Below are 16,967 nucleotides of genomic sequence, written 5' to 3'. Positions count from 1 at the left end.
AGCGTGACAGCTGCGTTGTAATTTTTGCGTTTGCTGTCTTAGATTGTCTGATTAATTTTTTGGGAAGTTAAGGAGAGTTTATATGCCCCGGATTCTCGTCGTTGATGATGATCCCATTTCACGTCAGGTCCTCAAAGCCATGCTGGAGAAAGAAGGGCACCTTGTTACTGAAGCCGAAGACGGAGTTAAGGCTGTACAGGGCTATGACAGCAATTTGATTGATCTGGTTATCACGGATATTTTTATGCCGGAAAAGGAAGGCGTGCAGACTGTACGCGAGTTGATGAAGGAAAATCCGGACGTTAAGATTATCGCTGTGTCCGGCGGGAGCTCTTCCGCAAATTATGATTCTCTTGATTGGATAAAAATGTTCGGTGTAAAATATACTTTTACCAAGCCGTTTAACGCCAAAGCTATTCTGGCCGCAGTGGACGATCTTTTAGGTATCTGATTTGCGTCACCTCTTAATTAGTTGCATATTCTTGAATCCTGCCGTATCCATGCTCCAAAAATTAACAGGAAATGATTAATGGCAGATAAAGAAAAGTTTCGGGTTAAACTTGAGTTTGATGATGTTGGGCTGGCCAGTGTGCTGTTCGGCGCCCAGAATTCCAACCTTGATCTCATCTCACGGCAGTCCGGGGTGCGTATAGAGAGTAGGGGTAATTCCCTGCAGCTGATCGCTGAAAACGAAGAGCTCATCGATCCGGTGGCAAAGTCTTTCACCCAGCTTTACAGATTGCTTAAGTCCGGAAAGGAAGTGTTTCCGCAGGATGTGGAGGCCGCCTACCGTATACTCTGCCGTGATCCACAGGCCGACCTGATTAAAATTTTCCGAGACGAACTCTTTGCGGTTTCACCGAAAAAGACTTTGACTCCGCGAACTCTGACCCAACGGGCTTATTTTTCCGCAATACGTGAAAATGATATGGTTTTTTCCGTTGGTCCTGCCGGGACAGGTAAAACCTATCTTGCTGTGGCTATGGCTGTCTATGCCCTGCAGCGCAAGGAAGTCAACAGGATCATCCTGACTCGTCCTGCCGTTGAGGCCGGGGAAAAACTCGGTTTTCTGCCCGGTGACCTTGTTGATAAGGTCAATCCCTACATGCGCCCGCTCTATGATGCGCTGTACGATATGCTTGATATGGGGAAAGTGCAGGACATGATTGAGGAAAATATAATTGAAATTGCGCCGCTGGCTTTTATGCGCGGACGGACTCTTTCCAATGCTTTCGTCATTCTTGATGAGGCCCAGAATACTACCCCGGAACAGATGAAGATGTTTATTACCCGCCTCGGTTTCGGTTCGAAGGCTGTGGTTACCGGGGATATAACCCAGATTGACCTGCCCAACCGTGATCCTTCCGGACTGGTTGATGCGATCAATATTCTGCATGACGTGCGTGGGATCAGTTTTATCAAGTTTGAAGAATCTGATGTTATCCGTCATCCTCTGGTTGCCCGGATTGTAAAAGCCTACGACTCGTACGAGTGCAAGGGCGCTAAATAATGGGCGTAAATCTGAGCATTGAATGTATCCCGGATGCTAACTTCCCTCTTGCAAAGAGGGAACTGCTGCATATGGCGGATATGTTGCTTGAGGTGCTTGGCGTGGAAGGTTTTGACTTTGATCTTAAAATAGTCAATGATGCCGCTATTGCAGAAGTAAACGAAGAATTTCTGGGGTGCGTGGGGCCGACCAATGTGCTCAGCTTTCCTTTTTCGGATGCTCCTGATCTGGAAAAAAATAATTTTTTAGGAGAGATAGTTTTGTCTGTGGATACACTTGTCCGTGAAACCAGGCTCTACGGTCAACAGCCGGAAGAGCATACTGTAAGGCTTCTTGCGCATGCAATGTTGCACCTTGCGGGGTATGATCACGGTCCGGAAATGTATTCCCTTACCGATACAGCTGTTGAATCCGTGGCTCCTGTTTTCCGACAGCGAACTTTGGGTTGGCAATAATTTAAAGCCAGCCCGTTTCTTTGCAGCATAGTCCTGTCCGGGGCTGTCCATATGCTGCGCATGAGTAAATCCCGTTTTTGGTCCTTTTTTTAGGCCATGATGATTCTTTATGGTTTACAATGGCGGGTCTTACAGGCAATAATTCCCGATTGCTTTTTTTCATTGTCAGTTAAGGCTCACCTTAAATATATTTGGAGTTTTACGATGATCAGACATCTTCTTAAAATCAATGATGTTCCCCGTTCAGAACTGGGCCAGCTTCTGCTGCGCGCCAAAGAGCTCAAAGATAATAAAATCAGGAATAACGCCCTTGAAGGGAAAACCGTTATCATGATTTTTGAGAAAGCTTCCACCCGTACACGTGTTTCGTTTGATATTGCCATTGAGCAGCTCGGCGGTCATTCCGTTTTCATGACCCCGGCAGAATCCCAGCTCGGCAGAAGCGAACCTTTGGAAGATACCGCGCAGGTCCTTTCACGGTATGCGGATGCTCTTGTTGTTCGTACTTTCGGTCAGGATAAAGTGCGCACTCTTGCTGATTGCGGTTCAGTTCCGGTCATCAATGCCCTTACAGACCGTTATCATCCCTGTCAGGTGCTGAGCGACATGCTGACTATCTACGAAAGGACTCCCGATCTTAAAAACGTGCATGTTGCATGGGTCGGTGACGGAAACAATATGGCTCATTCATGGATCAATGCTGCCATTTATTTTCCGTTCTACCTGACTATGGCATTCCCCAAAGGTTATGAGCCTGACCATGACATTCTTTCCCGTGCTCTTTCCATGGGCGCCAAGATCAATTTGAGTTATGATCCGGCGGAAGCCGTCAAGGGCGCGCATTACGTCAATACCGACGTATTCGCTTCCATGGGACAGGAAGAAGAGCAGAAGAAACGCGAACTTGCGTTTGCAGATTATCAGGTAAATGAAAAACTTCTCGAGCATGCTGATCCTGATTGCAAGATTATGCACTGCCTGCCTGCACACCGCGGCGAGGAAGTAACCGCTGAAGTGCTGGACGGACCCAGATCAATTATTTTTGATCAGGCTGAAAACAGACTGCATATGCAGAAAGCCATTCTTGAATGGGCTGTTAACGGTATTGAAGTGGATTACGATGCAGTTGAAAAACTGCTCGGACCTGTGCAGGCTGTGCCGCACATGCATACTATTGAGTAATATAATTTTTTGAAGGATTTATAAAAATGAGCAAAATTGAAAAAGTAGTACTGGCATATTCCGGCGGTCTGGATACTTCTATTATCCTTAAATGGATTAAACAGGAGTACAACTGCGAAGTTATCACCCTTACCGCTGACCTCGGTCAGGGCGAAGAACTTGACGGTATTGAGGAAAAAGCCCTCAGGACCGGTGCGACAAAAGCTTTTGTTGAAGATCTTCGTGAAGAATTCGCCCGTGATTTTATTTTTCCTGCGTTCCGCGCTGGAGCTATCTATGAAGGACGCTACCTCCTCGGAACTTCCATTGCCCGTCCCCTGATCGCTAAAAGAATGGTTGAAATTGCCGAAATGGAAGGTGCTCAGGCCCTTGCTCACGGTGCAACCGGTAAAGGTAACGATCAGGTTCGTTTTGAACTCGGCGGCATGGGCATGAATCCCAAGCTTAAACATATCGCTCCATGGCGTGAATGGAATCTCAAGTCCCGTACCGACCTCATGAAGTTCGCAGAAGCTAACGACATTGAAATTCCCAACACCCGCAAGAAGCCTTGGTCCATGGATGCCAACATGCTGCACGTAAGCTTTGAAGGTGCAGAGCTGGAAGATCCCTGGAATGCTCCTTCCCCCGAGTCTTATCGTTACTGCCGTCCCGTTGAGCAGGCACCGGATGAAGCTGAAATCATCACTATTGATTTCGAAAAGGGTGATCCTGTTGCAATTAACGGCACCAAGTATTCTCCTGCAGCTTTGGTTGAAAAACTCAACGAACTGGGCGGCAAGCACGGTATCGGCCGTGTGGATATGGTTGAAAACCGTTTCGTGGGTATGAAATCCCGTGGCGTTTACGAAACTCCCGGTGGAACTATCATGCACATAGCTCATCGTGACCTCGAGGGCCTTTGCATGGACCGTGAAGTCATGCACCTGCGTGACAGTCTGATCCCCAAGTATGCTGAAATGATATACAACGGTTTCTGGTTCGCTCCTGAACGTGTTGCACTTCAGGCCATGATCGACGAAACCCAGAAGACTATAACCGGTACCGTAAGACTGAAACTCTACAAGGGTAACGCGATTCCCGAAGGCCGTAAGTCTCCTTACTCCCTGTATCGTGAAGATCTCGCTACCTTCGAAGAAGACGAAGTATACAACCAGAAAGATGCTGAAGGCTTTATCAAGCTGGTGGGCCTGCGTCTCAAAGGCAAAACTTCTTCCGGCTCCGAATGGATCAAGGAAGGCGACGTCGAAGACGTAGATTAGTAACGTTCTGAATTGCCCGGACGGACGTGAGTTCGTCCGGGTTTTAAATATTGAGCCTGTTCCCGGCACAACCGCTGACGACAGGCTTTTTCTTTGATAAAAGTAATACTGCTTGAACGTGGGTATAAGAATTTTACTTCTCCACATAAATTTATGACCCCGGTGGCGAAGCCCTATCAAAAGGTTTTGAAGGGATGGGGTCTGGGGAAGGGAAACTTTTGCAAAAGTTTCCCTTCCCCAGCCGCCGGAGGCGAAAGAGGCTCATAATGGCAGATAATAAATTATGGGGCGGCAGATTTGCAGCCAAGACCGCGCAGTCTGTTGAAGATTACACTGAATCCGTAAGCTACGACCAGAACCTGTATCGCGAAGATATTTCCGGCTCTCAGGCTCATGCCAAGATGCTGGCAGAGCAGGGCGTATTGACCGCCGAAGAAGCCGAAACTCTGGTCAAAGGCCTTGATCAGGTGCTGGAAGAGATTGAATCCGGTAAATTTGAATGGAAAAAGGAGATGGAAGATCTCCATATGAATATCGAAAGCAGGCTGACCGAGATTGTCGGACCTGTGGGCGGTAAGCTGCATACCGGGCGCAGCCGTAACGATCAGGTCGCTACTGACTTCCGTCTGCACGTGCTCCGCTCTTTGGATGCATGGAAAACAGCCCTTGAAAAGCTGATCGCATCTTTCACAGCCAAGGCTGATGCAAACAGGGATGTGCTGCTCCCCGGTTATACTCATTTGCAGCCTGCACAGCCTGTTAGCCTTGCACACCACATGCTGGCTTACGCATGGATGTTCAAGCGCGACCACAGCAGGGTCGTCGACTGCATCAGGAGAGCAAATGTCTCCCCGCTTGGTGCGGCCGCTCTGGCAGGAACCACCTACCCGCTTAATCCTGCTGCCTCCGCTAAATATCTTGGTATGGAAGGAACTTTCCGCAACAGCCTTGATGCTGTTTCCGATCGTGACTTTGTAATGGAAGCCATGTTTGCCGGAAGTTTGATCATGATCCACCTGAGCCGCATCTGCGAGGAAATGATCATCTGGGCCAACCCCTGTTTCGGTTTCATCAAGCTTCCGGATGAATTTTCCACCGGCTCATCAATCATGCCCCAGAAAAAGAATCCCGATGTCTGCGAACTCATGCGTGGCAAGACCGGACGCGTCTACGGAGATCTTTTCTCACTGATGACCACTTGTAAAGGTCTCCCGCTTGCCTATAACCGTGATATGCAGGAAGACAAAGAGCCTTTCTTTGACTGTGATAAGACCGTGCATGCTTCCGTGGTGATCATGGCTGATATGATGGATGCCATGGGTTTCAATCCTGATAACATGGAAGCTGCATTGAAAAAGGGTTTCCTCAATGCGACCGAACTGGCTGATTACCTCGTGGGTAAAGGTATTCCTTTCCGCGAAGCGCATCATATCACCGGTTCAGCTGTTGCCGGAGCAGAAGCGCTGAGCAGGGGCCTTGAAGATATGAGCCTTGAAGAACTCAAAGAGTTTTCTGATAAGATTGAAGAAGATGTATATGAGGTTCTTTCTTACGAAGCGGCTGTTAAACGCAGGGTTTCCCCCGGTAGCACCGGACCGGAATCTGTTGACGCGCAGATCAGCGAACTCAAGGCTTGGCTGGATAGTTAGATTCAGTCTGCAAAAAAAATTAAAAAGCCGGGATCTGATAGTTTTACTGTCGGATTCCGGTTTTTTTATTGTCAGTCATGGGGGTTGCTGGGAAGGCGATGATGGATTAATGAGAGGATAGTAGTCGTAACATATTTAAGGGACGCAAAAAATGAGCAAAGATCCGGAATTGTATTGCATATATGAAGAAATGCTGCCCAAGGCATTTGAAAGCAAAGAAAATGTCGTTTTGTATAAAAAGAGGCCTCTGGTTTTTAATAAAATGGAAAAGGTAAAAGATTCCACTCAAGTTACCATGAGTAACATTATCAATTGGGGTCGTGAATACGATGAGGAGTCCAAGGAGTGGAAAAATTCGATGATGACCAGTACAATCTCGTTTGACCTGCCTAATGGTGCCGATTTCGAAGATTTTTTTTATAAAGTAGAAGAGTCCGACCAAGGTTATTCTTTGTGGATGGAATCGCAGGAAAATCTTTATCGTCCACTGATAGATGGCGGACATTTCTAAAATAAATAACAGTTTAATAAATTTGGATTCTGTTGCGAAAGGTCTCTCTGGGCGGAGAGCTGAGAAAAAAATAGATTTAGGCTGAAATAAAATGGCGGAAGTGTATAGGAGTCGAACCTACCGACGAGGGTTAACCCGTCCACTGGATTTGAAGTCCAGGCGCAACACCGGTTACGATACACTTCCGCTTTGAAGAAAAAAGGGCTAACAATTTTGATGGCAAAGGGCAAGCATAATAATATTTTTGAATATGACTTGCCTTTTCCCGAATTAGTCTTATTAATACCTGATTGAAACTGTAGAAAAAATGTAAATACAGTCCGGTGCTTGCCGCATATTGACAGGCTCTGGCAGACCGGACGCATATCTAAGGAGATTGACTTTGAATAGTTTTGCCAAGAATCTCTTGGTCTGGGTAACCATTATGCTGGTAATGATTGTTTTATTCAATTTGTTCAATCAGCCGCAGACTTCCCAGCTCAAACTTTCCTACACCGACTTTTTAAGCAGGGTCGATGAAGGAGAAGTCCTTCAAGTAAAGATTCAGGGGCAGAAGATGAGTGGGGTAATGGTTGGTGACAAACGTTTCGTCACTTATAACCCCGATGATCCGGCCCTTGTACAACATCTGCTCAAAAACAAAATTGAAGTTGTGGCCGAGCCTGAAGAAGAGGCTCCATGGTATATGACCCTGTTCATATCATGGTTTCCCATGCTGCTTCTGGTCGGGGTATGGATTTTCTTCATGCGTCAGATGCAGGGAGGCGGTGGAGGCCGTGGCGGTGCCATGTCTTTCGGGCGTTCCCGTGCGCGGATGATAAATGAAGAAACAGCTCGCGTAACTTTTGATGATGTTGCCGGAGTTGACGAAGCCAAGGATGAACTTTCCGAGGTTGTTCAGTTCCTTAGCGAGCCTAAAAAATTCACCCGTCTTGGCGGACGAATCCCTAAAGGTGTGCTGCTGGTGGGCCCCCCCGGTACCGGTAAAACTTTGCTTGCCCGTGCAGTTGCCGGTGAAGCAGGTGTTCCTTTCTTTTCCATTTCCGGTTCCGATTTTGTTGAAATGTTTGTAGGTGTCGGTGCTTCCCGTGTGCGTGACCTTTTCGCACAGGGTAAAAAAAATGCACCCTGCCTTATCTTTATTGATGAAATTGATGCTGTCGGGCGCCAGCGTGGCGCTGGTCTCGGTGGCGGACATGATGAGCGTGAACAGACCTTGAACCAGTTGCTGGTTGAAATGGACGGTTTTGAGTCCAACGAAGGGGTAATCCTCATTGCGGCAACCAACAGACCTGATGTACTCGATCCCGCGCTCCTGCGTCCCGGTCGTTTTGACAGACAGGTTGTCGTGCCTACTCCGGATGTTCAGGGCCGTGCACATATCCTCAAGGTTCATACCCGTAAAACTCCTCTTGCCGGTGAAATTGACCTTGATGTCATAGCCCGCGGTACTCCCGGATTCTCCGGTGCGGACCTTGAAAACCTCGTTAACGAGGCAGCTCTGTATGCAGCTAAGAATAATCAGGACTATGTCAAAATGGCTGATTTCGAAGAAGCCAAAGATAAAGTCCTCATGGGCCGCGAACGCCGCAGCCTGATTCTTACCGATGAGGATAAAAAGACCACTGCTTATCATGAAGCCGGTCATGCTCTCATCGCTAAACTGCTTGAGAACTGCGACCCTGTTCACAAGGTTACCATTATTCCCCGTGGCCGTGCTCTGGGTGTGACCCAGCAGCTGCCCGTGGATGACCGCCATAATTACAATAAAGCATATCTTGAAGATACTCTGGTTATGCTGCTCGGCGGGCGAGTGGCTGAGGAACTGATTCTCAATCAGGTTACCACCGGGGCCAGCAATGATATTGAGCGCGCCACCAAGATGGCCCGTTCCATGGTCTGCCAATGGGGTATGAGCGAAAAACTCGGTCCCATGACCTTCGGTGAAAGTCAGGATCAGGTTTTCCTCGGCAAAGAACTTGTTCAGCACAAGGACTTCAGTGAAGATACTTCACGCCTCATTGATTCCGAGGTCAGACGGATTATTGATACCGCTTACGAAACCGCTAACAGACTCCTTTCCGATAATGAAAAGTCTCTGCATGCTGTTTCCGCAGCCCTGCTTGAGCGTGAGACTATCGACGGCAACGATCTCGATATACTCATGACCGGCGGCGAGCTTCCTCCTCTTGAAACCGTAACTCCCTCAAAACCTGCTTCTGCCTCGAGGGCGTACGGCTCAACTTCCAAACCCGGCTACACTCCTGTTGTCGAGTCTGAGCAGGACGAAGAGGCTGAAAAGGGTGAGTTTGCTTTTGAAGAGCAGACTCCAGATCAGGCAGAAAATACTGAAGATGAATTCAAGCTCTCAGATAAACCTGCAGAGACTGATAAAGAAGACAAAGCTGAAGAGCCTGAAGCTTCTGAAGATAAAAAAAGTTCCGAATAAGGATTCAGGATTTATGTCCCGTAATTATTCTTGGACCATAAATGGGGGCAGGGTGTTAGGCCCTGCCCCTTTTTTTATTGCCGGTATTGTTAATGTTACCCCTGATTCCTTTTATGACGGGGGAAAGAACTATGATCCGCGGCAGGCTATTGAGCATGGCCGCCTGCTTGCTGAACAGGGGGCGGATATTCTTGATGTGGGTGGTGAGAGCACACGGCCATTTGCCGATCCCGTTTCTTTGGAAGACGAGCTGGCTCGTGTAATCCCGGTAATCAAGGAATTGAGCCGTGATTATGTGGTTTCTGTTGATACGGTTAAAAGCGGGGTGGCCCGTGCTTCCATAGAGGCCGGGGCCGCAATTGTGAATGATGTCTCGGCATTTTCCCAGGACCCAACCTTGCTGGAGGTAGTAGCCGACCTCAAGCCGGGTTATGTGCTCATGCACAGTCAGGGTAGCCCGGAGCAGATGCAATTGTCGCCGACTTATGATAATGTAATAGAAGATATTTTGAGTTTTTTTGAAAAAAGTCTTGAAAAACTCATAAAGTCAGGCTTACCCGAAAGTCATATAGTGATTGATCCCGGTATTGGTTTTGGGAAAACCCTAGAGCATAATCTGGCTATTCTGCGCCGAATTGATCGGTTTATGGAATTGGGTTTCCCGGTTTATATGGGGCTTTCAAACAAGTCACTTTGGGGTAAATTGTTGGGATTGGAATCGGATGAGCGGCAGAATGCGACTCAGGCTGCCACTGCTGTTTTAGCAGCTCGCGGGGTTCCCATCCATAGGGTGCATGAGGTTGGGCTGACCAGCCAGACTTTGAAGATAGTAAAGGAGATCTGCGGGGATTATTGATGTTTGAATTTCTGGGCTTTCAAATCTCCTGGAAAGAGCTGCTGGACATAGGTCTGGTGGCTATTGTCTATTTTTACATCATCCTGCTGGTGCGCGGAACCCGTGCTGCTGCGGTAATCTGGGGACTTTTGCTGGTTCTGCTTGTCTACTACCTTTCTGATGTTTTCGGCCTCTATACACTGAACTGGTTGCTGACGAATTTTTTAAGTTCTATCTTCCTTGTAATTATCGTTCTTTTTCAGAGGGATATACGTAAAGGACTGGCCCAGATGGGAGCAGGGCGTTTCTGGCGTAAACAGGATTTCGAGATTGCGGTGATCGATGAAATCTGCTCCGCCATGGATTCCATGGCCCGTCAGAAAATCGGGGCCTTGCTGGTTATTCAGAAGAACGTACCCCTTGGTGATATTCTTGAAAAAGGGATCGAAATAAATGGCCGGGTCAGCAAGCAACTGCTGGTTAATATTTTCTGGCCGGACACTCCGTTGCATGACGGGGCGGTGGTTATTCAATCCAACAAGATTGTAGCTGCTTCCTGTATTCTGCCGCTGGCACAGGTCCCTACCCGCCAGAGTTCCATCGGCACCCGGCACAGGGCAGCCCTTGGGATCAGCGAGGAGACTGATGCCATTGCCCTTGTTGTTTCCGAGGAGCGCGGTACTATTTCTGCTGCAATCGGTGGTAAATTGACTACAAGCCTTGATATGGTCAGGCTTAAAAGAGTCCTCAAAAACGTATTGACTTAATGGTATGAAAACACAGCACTGGAAAATAGCCGCAATGGCCCTCATGATGGCTCTTTTGACCTGGTATTTGGTTACCGGGCGTGATCTTGTTGAGACATGGGTGGAATTTCCGCTGGAGATAGTCAATCCCCCGCAGGGTATGATTATCCGCGAAGGGATGATCAGTAAGGTTTCCGTGCGTCTGCGCGGTCCTAAAGGTCTTATCCGTAATCTTGATACCAAAAAAATAGCTTATTCGCTGGATACAGGACATCTTGTCGTGGGTAATAACCCTGTCAACATTGTTCCGGAAAATTTAGGTCTGGGAAGTGCGCTTGAGGTTGTTGAGATTAACCCTTCACATATTAATCTGGTCATGGATATGTTTGTTACAAAGAGGGTCAGTGTTATCCCGGTATGGGAAGGAGACCTGCACCGTGACTATACCCTGAAGAAGAAATTTGCCGAACCTGAAGAGGTTGACCTGCGCGGTCCTGCTTCTGTGCTGAAAAAGATTACGCAGGTCAAAACCCAGCCGATTATGCTGGATACTGATTCTCCCGGTTTCTGGCGTGGGGAAGTTCCCCTGCAATTACCGGAGACTGTGGAATCTACCCCCGGTCTGGTTAGTGTTAATCTCGATTTTGCGGTTCGTTCCGGCAAGATGTGGGTCAAGGTTCCTCTTTATATTTTGGGGTCGGATGATATTGACTTTACCGCCAGTCAGAATTACGTCAGGCTGCTTGTAGAAGGACCTAAGCCTTTTTTCAGGAAAAATGGATTCAGAGATGAGATTACTGCTTCAATCGATTTGAGCACGACAATTCCAGAAGGTGATAATGTCGTTCCTTACGAAGTTAGCCTGCCCAAAGGTTGTGCTGTGCAAAAGAGAAAGCCTGAAGCAATAACTGTAACTATATCAAGACCGGCGCCGGATGCGCATTGATGAACGGTCTGTATATTTTCGGAGAGATGGATGAATAAACGTTTGTTCGGCACTGACGGCTTGCGCGGTCAGGTAAATATATTTCCAATGACAGCTGAAGTTGCCCTGCGTATGGGCCTTGCAGCCGGTTCATATTTCAGGAACGGAAATCAGCGCCATAAAGTGATTATCGGTAAAGATACCCGCCTTTCAGGATATGTGTTTGAGTCTGCGCTTACTTCCGGGCTTTGTGCCATGGGTATGGATGTTTTTCAGGTCGGGCCTATGCCGACTCCGGCCGTATCTTTTCTGACACGTAACATGCGTGCAGATCTCGGCATTGTTATTTCCGCTTCCCACAACCCGTTCATGGATAACGGTATCAAGTTTTTTGATGCCAGCGGCTACAAGCTTCCTGATGAGGTTGAAGATAAAATTGCAGAAATGGTTATGTCTCAGGACACTCAGTGGGATTATCCGCAGGCAGAGAAAGTGGGCCGTGCATTCAAGATTGATGACGCTCGCGGACGTTACATCGTTTATCTTAAATACAGCTTTCCACAGAATATGACTTTGAACGGAGTCAGGCTTGTTCTTGATTGTGCCAACGGAGCTGCCTACAGCCTCGGTCATATGTTCGAGGAACTCGGGGCGGAGGTTGTCCGTATAGGTAACAAGCCCGACGGTCTGAACATCAATGACAAATGCGGATCCCTGTATCCTGAAATTCTGGGGCAAAGGGTAGTGGAAGAGCATGCCGACATCGGGCTGGCCCTTGATGGTGATGCTGACCGGTTGATCGTTGTTGATGAGAAGGGGCAGGTCCTTGACGGAGACGTCATCATGGCCATGTGTGCCGCTGATCTTATGGAGCGGGAAAAGCTTAGCCGCAACATGCTTGTGGCCACGGTCATGAGTAACATGGCTCTTGAAAATTTTATGAAGGAAAAGGGCGGTTCCCTGTTGCGTACTCCGGTCGGGGATCGTTATGTGGTGGAAGCCATGCGCCGTGAAGGAGCTATTCTGGGCGGAGAGCAGTCCGGCCATCTTATTTTTAAAGAATTCAGCACCACAGGCGATGGGCTGCTTGCAGCCTTGCAGTTATTGCGTATACTGTGTGTGAAGAACAGACCGCTTTCCGAGCTTTCCGGATTGCTTGAACTTTATCCGCAAAAATTACAGAATGTTCACGTTAAGCGGAAAAGGCCCTTTGAAGAGGTTCCCGCTGTGCAGGAAGCCCTTAAGCAGGTTGAGCATGAATTGGCCGGAAAAGGGCGAGTTCTACTGCGTTATTCAGGAACTGAATCTGTTGCCAGAGTGATGGTTGAAGCAGAAGACAGTTCCAAGGTTGATTCTTATACTTCCGAGCTTGCAAAAGTTCTGGAAGAACATTTGCGCTGACAATTAGTTTAATAGCTGCAGAAGCACCCAATATTTCAAGGAGATATGATCAATGGTCATCAAGAAAGTTATTGTTCCGGTTGCTGGATGGGGTACAAGATCATTGCCTGCCACCAAGAACATTCCCAAGGAAATGCTGCCCATTTTCAAGAAACCCGTTGTGCAGCATGTGGTGGAAGAGGCCATGTCCAGCGGACTGACTGATGTTATTTTTATTAATAACCAGAACAAGAAGATCATTGAAGACCACTTTGATTACAACCTTTCCCTTGAAGACGTGTTGAAGCGCGGCGGTAAGACAGAGGCCCTAGCGGAAGTCAGGAAAGTTGCGGAAATGGTAAATATTATTTCCGTACGTCAGAAAAAACAGCTCGGCCTCGGGCATGCAGTGCTTTGCGCTAAAGAAGTATGCAAGAATGATCCTTTTGCCGTTATGGTCGGTGATGACCTGATGTTCGGGCTTGAGCCTGGCATCAAGCAGCTTATTGATGCTGCCCGTACTGAGAATATGGCTGTTGTCGGCGTTATTGAAGTTCCTGAAAATAAGGTCAACCGCTATGGTATTATCCAAGGTGAAGAATTTGCTCCGGGTATGTACCGGGTCCGTTCACTGGTTGAAAAACCTGCTATCGGTCAGGCCCCTTCGCGGTTGGCGATAGTAGGGCGTTACGTTCTTCTGCCTGAGATTTTTGATCATCTGGAAAGTCTGGAGCCGGGCGTGGGTGGAGAAATTCAGCTCACTGATGCTCTGCAGGGACTTGCTCAGGATAATAAGCTTCTGGCGGTTAAACTTCGTGGACAAAGGTTTGACGCCGGGGATTGGGTGGATTATCTTACTGCAAATATTTATTTTGCCCTTCAGGATGAGGGGCTTCGTGATGATATTGTATCCAGATTGCGGGAGCTTTTGTCTTGTTCGTAAAGAATTTAAATAGTTATGTAGTACTTTCAGTCCTTGCCGTGAGCCTGTTTTTCAGCAGTCCGGCAAGGGCTTTTTTTCCGTCTGATGAGGTAATTAATGATGCCATGTACCGTAACTATGGCTCACTGACTTCATTTGAAGCGGAATTGACCTTTCCTTCGGAACCGGGAACCCGTCTTATAATCAAACGCGGGCACGATCACTGGCAGCAGACTTTTATTGAGTCCGGGGGCAATGCCACTGTAGAGGCCAAGTCCGTGGGACAATATTTCAAGACTATCGCCCAGTGTCCTTCCGGGGCGGAAATGCCGGTTTCAGTATTGCAGTTCTGGACCCCGGATGATCCTGTTGCAGACTGGAAGTCTATAGGTGTTTCCAACTCCACAAGAAGTTACGGATTTTATGAAGATACCCCGGCTTTCGTGTTCGGTGCGGAGCAGGGAGATGATTCTTCTCCGCAGATCTGGTTTAATAATGAAGATTTTGCACCACTTAAGATAGTCTTAGGTCCGCAATGCGAAATTACTTTCGGCACTTATTCAAAGTTTGCCGGTTTTATGCTTCCGCATACCGGAATCATTAAGCTAGGCGATGAGAAAATTGATTTCAGGGTACAGTGGAAGAGTATTCGCAAGAAGTTTTCCCCGGCGGAATTTGCTCCTGCAGCCATTAAAAAGGCCAAAGGATGCGGGATCCCCGGTGGCAGGGTTTATGAATTTCTGAAAAAATGTCTCAAACCGGGTAAAGAATAGTAATGACTAGACTCTGGCAGGCATGCCTCGCCAGCCCGCCATATTCAATTTACACATACGAAGCACCCGCCGACCTTCCTGAATTGATGGAAGGGCAGCGGGTGCTTGTTCCTTTGGGACGTTCAGTGCGGGTGGCTTTTCTTATTGAAACAGTGGAAATTCCGCCGGAAAATGTGGAACTCAAATCCATAATCTGGCCTCTGGAGCGGGAACCGCTTTTAAATTCAAACCATTTCAAGCTTTACCGCAATATCGGTGCCCGTCAGATGCAGCCTCTGGGTAAGGTGCTGGAAAATGTTGTTCCCAAACGGTTCCGTAGCGCCAAAGTATCTTTCAAGGTCTCTGACCGTTCTTTTCCTGCCCGGCTGAAAGCCCTTGATATCGCCCGCCTGTCTTCCGAGCGCAGAATGGAGTTGGTTCATATTTATAACGAAAGGCGGATGAATGTCAGCCTGCCTTCTTCCATTGAAAAAGAGGAATACGTCAGCCTTACTTCCGATCCTCCGTGGCCGGTGCGTCCTAATGCTGCCCGCCAGCTACAGATTCTGGAGTTTCTTTTTGAAAACGGTCCCCGTGAGAAAGGTTTTCTGAAAAATATCATGGGCGATTGGACTACCGGAGTGATCAAGAAACTTCATTCTGATTCACTGGTCAAAATAGGCCCTCCTCCTGAGGAAGAACGCAATCCGGCTGAAAAATGTGTGGCTACCGGACCTAAATGGGATTTTGTGCCTTCAGAGCAGCAGCAGGGGGCTATTAATGAATTGCTTTGCGCTCTCGAAGAACCGAAGGGCGTTGTCAAATTGCTGCATGGCATAACCGGAAGCGGCAAGACCCTTGTCTACATGACCGCAGCCCGTAAATGCATGGAGCAGGGCAAGTCTGTTATAGTACTGGTTCCGGAGATTGCACTTGCTTATGCTTTGTGGAACGGTCTCTGCCCGTTGTTTCCTGAAACGCGTAAATACCTCTATCATGGCTACCAGACCCCGGTACGTAAAGAAGCTATTTTTCGAGCCTTGGCCGAGGATGAAAGTCCGGCACTGATAGTGGGGACCCGCTCGGCTTTATTTCTTCCCGTGCGTAATCCCGGTCTTATTATTGTGGATGAGGAGCACGACGAATCTTATAAGCAGGAGGAGCGGCTGCCGTATCAGGCCAAAGAGGTTGCTTATGTTCTGGCTCATATGACCGGAAGCCTTTTAGTGCTCGGTTCGGCCACTCCGGATATCAAGACCTTCCATGCTGCACAGCAGGGTGCATTTGATGTTATCTCCATGGAAAAACGGGTAGGTAAATCAGTTCTGCCGATGGTAAAAGTGGTCGATACCAGTAACATTAAAAATCCGGAACAACCCTTTGCACCGGAAACAGAAGCCCGTTTGAAAGAAGTAGTGGAAAAAGGGGAACAGGCGGTAGTCATGCTTAACCGCCGCGGTTTTTCACCTCTTATTTATTGCACTGATTGTGAGGAACCGTTTAAGTGTCCGCATTGCAATGTCAGTATGACCTACCATAAGGCTCGGGAACGGGTCATATGTCATTATTGCGGCAATGCCTACCATTTCCCTTTGCCTTGTGCCACTTGCGGCGGCAGCAATCTCATGCCTCTGGGAGGAGGAACTGAGCGTCTTGAGGAGCAGGTTGCCAAGGCTCTGCCACCGGAAACCAAAATTTTACGCATGGACCGCGATTCCACACGAAGACAGGAAAGACTGGATGAAATCCTGAAGAGTTTTGCCCGTGGTGATGCACAGGTGCTGGTAGGCACTCAGATGCTCTCTAAGGGACATAATTTCCCCGGCGTGACGCTGGTAGTTGTTTCCGAGGGCGATCTCGGTTTGAATCTGCCGGACTATCGTTCCGCAGAGCGTACTTTTCAGTTGCTGGTGCAGGTCTCAGGACGCGCAGGGCGGGGAGATAAGCCGGGTGAGGTCATCATTCAAACCCGTAACCCCCAGAATCCTATCTGGGGAGCAGTCACTTCAGCTGATTACAAAACTTTTTTTGAGAAGGAAATCGAAAAACGGCGCAGGTTCCGCTATCCTCCATTTACCAAATTAACCTTGATTCGTATCAGCCATCCCATGGGTTGGGAAGGGGAGCATCTCTGCCCACCGTTTTTTAGCCATATCCGTGAGGCAGCAAAGGAGGCAGGTATTATGGCTATGGGGCCGGTTCCTGCACCTCTGGCTCAGTTGCGCGGCCGCAAGCGGTTCAATTGTCTGCTCAAGTCTGATGATTGGCTGAAAACGCGTGAACTTTATGCAGAAATATTGCGCCGCAATCCAGATAAAAAACAGATCCGTATTACAATGGACCTTGATCCGGTGAATATGCTGTAGTTGATACTTTGCGTTCGTAGGAA

At 48.1% G+C, this 16,967-nt stretch carries 15 protein-coding genes and 1 tRNA gene; 15 read left to right on the top strand and 1 reads right to left on the bottom strand.

Annotated elements, in window-relative coordinates; translation table 11 throughout:
• The first annotated feature begins 82 nt into the window (after nucleotides 1-82).
• From ACKU41_RS02815 to ACKU41_RS02785, 7 genes are all read left to right on the top strand, one after another.
• Nucleotides 83-451: a response regulator gene (locus tag ACKU41_RS02815; RefSeq protein WP_319779699.1), complete on the top strand. Its 369-nt coding sequence runs from the start codon at nucleotides 83-85 to the stop codon at nucleotides 449-451.
• 78 nt (nucleotides 452-529) lie between these two features.
• Nucleotides 530-1,510, top strand: coding sequence for a PhoH family protein (locus ACKU41_RS02810; RefSeq protein ID WP_321403990.1), 981 nt, complete (start codon nucleotides 530-532; stop codon nucleotides 1,508-1,510).
• Nucleotides 1,510-1,965, top strand: coding sequence for an rRNA maturation RNase YbeY (ybeY, locus tag ACKU41_RS02805; protein ID WP_319779698.1), 456 nt, complete (start codon nucleotides 1,510-1,512; stop codon nucleotides 1,963-1,965). Before ACKU41_RS02810 ends, ybeY begins: the two co-directional genes overlap by 1 nt.
• A gap of 204 nt (nucleotides 1,966-2,169) precedes the next feature.
• Nucleotides 2,170-3,147 (top strand): ornithine carbamoyltransferase, encoded by a 978-nt coding sequence (argF, locus tag ACKU41_RS02800; RefSeq protein ID WP_319779697.1) that lies wholly within the window; start codon nucleotides 2,170-2,172, stop codon nucleotides 3,145-3,147.
• Between the two features lie 26 nt (nucleotides 3,148-3,173).
• A complete protein-coding gene (locus ACKU41_RS02795; RefSeq protein WP_319779696.1) occupies nucleotides 3,174-4,409 on the top strand; it encodes an argininosuccinate synthase in 1,236 nt (411 codons plus the stop codon).
• A gap of 266 nt (nucleotides 4,410-4,675) precedes the next feature.
• Nucleotides 4,676-6,058 (top strand): argininosuccinate lyase, encoded by a 1,383-nt coding sequence (gene argH, locus ACKU41_RS02790; RefSeq protein ID WP_319779695.1) that lies wholly within the window; start codon nucleotides 4,676-4,678, stop codon nucleotides 6,056-6,058.
• 151 nt (nucleotides 6,059-6,209) lie between these two features.
• A complete protein-coding gene (locus tag ACKU41_RS02785; protein WP_319779694.1) occupies nucleotides 6,210-6,569 on the top strand; it encodes a hypothetical protein in 360 nt (119 codons plus the stop codon).
• Between the two features lie 92 nt (nucleotides 6,570-6,661).
• Here the strand turns inward: ACKU41_RS02785 and ACKU41_RS02780 are convergent.
• Nucleotides 6,662-6,755 (bottom strand) — tRNA-Sec (locus ACKU41_RS02780).
• A 196-nt stretch (nucleotides 6,756-6,951) separates the two neighbouring features.
• On the opposite strand from ACKU41_RS02780, the gene ftsH reads away from it, so the two are divergent.
• From ftsH to priA, 8 genes are read left to right on the top strand one after another with little or no spacing between them, the layout of a single operon-like run.
• Complete coding sequence (gene ftsH, locus ACKU41_RS02775; protein ID WP_319779693.1) at nucleotides 6,952-9,018, top strand: ATP-dependent zinc metalloprotease FtsH; 2,067 nt, start codon at nucleotides 6,952-6,954, stop codon at nucleotides 9,016-9,018.
• A gap of 13 nt (nucleotides 9,019-9,031) precedes the next feature.
• A complete protein-coding gene (folP, locus tag ACKU41_RS02770; RefSeq protein WP_321403985.1) occupies nucleotides 9,032-9,874 on the top strand; it encodes a dihydropteroate synthase in 843 nt (280 codons plus the stop codon).
• The gene (gene cdaA / locus ACKU41_RS02765) at nucleotides 9,874-10,620 is read left to right on the top strand and encodes a diadenylate cyclase CdaA (protein WP_319779691.1); all 747 of its coding nucleotides are present in this window, start codon (nucleotides 9,874-9,876) and stop codon (nucleotides 10,618-10,620) included. The genes folP and cdaA overlap by 1 nt, the downstream gene beginning before the upstream one ends.
• Nucleotides 10,621-10,624: 4 nt before the next feature.
• Nucleotides 10,625-11,545: a CdaR family protein gene (locus tag ACKU41_RS02760; protein ID WP_321403984.1), complete on the top strand. Its 921-nt coding sequence runs from the start codon at nucleotides 10,625-10,627 to the stop codon at nucleotides 11,543-11,545.
• Nucleotides 11,546-11,575: 30 nt separating this feature from the next.
• A complete protein-coding gene (gene glmM, locus ACKU41_RS02755) occupies nucleotides 11,576-12,925 on the top strand; it encodes a phosphoglucosamine mutase (protein WP_319779689.1) in 1,350 nt (449 codons plus the stop codon).
• Nucleotides 12,926-12,977: 52 nt separating this feature from the next.
• Nucleotides 12,978-13,847, top strand: a complete 870-nt coding sequence (galU, locus tag ACKU41_RS02750) for a UTP--glucose-1-phosphate uridylyltransferase GalU (RefSeq protein WP_319779687.1) — start codon at nucleotides 12,978-12,980, stop codon at nucleotides 13,845-13,847.
• Complete coding sequence (locus ACKU41_RS02745; RefSeq protein ID WP_321403981.1) at nucleotides 13,838-14,599, top strand: hypothetical protein; 762 nt, start codon at nucleotides 13,838-13,840, stop codon at nucleotides 14,597-14,599. The genes galU and ACKU41_RS02745 overlap by 10 nt, the downstream gene beginning before the upstream one ends.
• Before the next feature lie 2 nt (nucleotides 14,600-14,601).
• Nucleotides 14,602-16,944: a primosomal protein N' gene (gene priA, locus ACKU41_RS02740; protein ID WP_321403979.1), complete on the top strand. Its 2,343-nt coding sequence runs from the start codon at nucleotides 14,602-14,604 to the stop codon at nucleotides 16,942-16,944.
• Nucleotides 16,945-16,967: the final 23 nt, after the last annotated feature.

The sequence above is a fragment of the Maridesulfovibrio sp. genome (assembly GCF_963678865.1).
GTDB lineage: Bacteria > Desulfobacterota > Desulfovibrionia > Desulfovibrionales > Desulfovibrionaceae > Maridesulfovibrio.
Note: the sequence above shows the minus strand (reverse complement) of the source record. Positions and strands in the feature narration are given on the sequence as shown.

What these genes read in the sequence shown, in the direction of transcription:
- ACKU41_RS02815 (WP_319779699.1), top strand. Translation starts at nt 83, where the DNA reads ATGCCCCGGATTCTCGTCGTTGATGATGATCCCATTTCACGTCAGGTC.
- ACKU41_RS02810 (WP_321403990.1), top strand. Translation starts at nt 530, where the DNA reads ATGGCAGATAAAGAAAAGTTTCGGGTTAAACTTGAGTTTGATGATGTT.
- ybeY (WP_319779698.1), top strand. Translation starts at nt 1,510, where the DNA reads ATGGGCGTAAATCTGAGCATTGAATGTATCCCGGATGCTAACTTCCCT.
- argF (WP_319779697.1), top strand. Translation starts at nt 2,170, where the DNA reads ATGATCAGACATCTTCTTAAAATCAATGATGTTCCCCGTTCAGAACTG.
- ACKU41_RS02795 (WP_319779696.1), top strand. Translation starts at nt 3,174, where the DNA reads ATGAGCAAAATTGAAAAAGTAGTACTGGCATATTCCGGCGGTCTGGAT.
- argH (WP_319779695.1), top strand. Translation starts at nt 4,676, where the DNA reads ATGGCAGATAATAAATTATGGGGCGGCAGATTTGCAGCCAAGACCGCG.
- ACKU41_RS02785 (WP_319779694.1), top strand. Translation starts at nt 6,210, where the DNA reads ATGAGCAAAGATCCGGAATTGTATTGCATATATGAAGAAATGCTGCCC.
- folP (WP_321403985.1), top strand. Translation starts at nt 9,032, where the DNA reads ATGTCCCGTAATTATTCTTGGACCATAAATGGGGGCAGGGTGTTAGGC.
- cdaA (WP_319779691.1), top strand. Translation starts at nt 9,874, where the DNA reads ATGTTTGAATTTCTGGGCTTTCAAATCTCCTGGAAAGAGCTGCTGGAC.
- ACKU41_RS02760 (WP_321403984.1), top strand. Translation starts at nt 10,625, where the DNA reads ATGAAAACACAGCACTGGAAAATAGCCGCAATGGCCCTCATGATGGCT.
- glmM (WP_319779689.1), top strand. Translation starts at nt 11,576, where the DNA reads ATGAATAAACGTTTGTTCGGCACTGACGGCTTGCGCGGTCAGGTAAAT.
- galU (WP_319779687.1), top strand. Translation starts at nt 12,978, where the DNA reads ATGGTCATCAAGAAAGTTATTGTTCCGGTTGCTGGATGGGGTACAAGA.
- priA (WP_321403979.1), top strand. Translation starts at nt 14,602, where the DNA reads ATGACTAGACTCTGGCAGGCATGCCTCGCCAGCCCGCCATATTCAATT.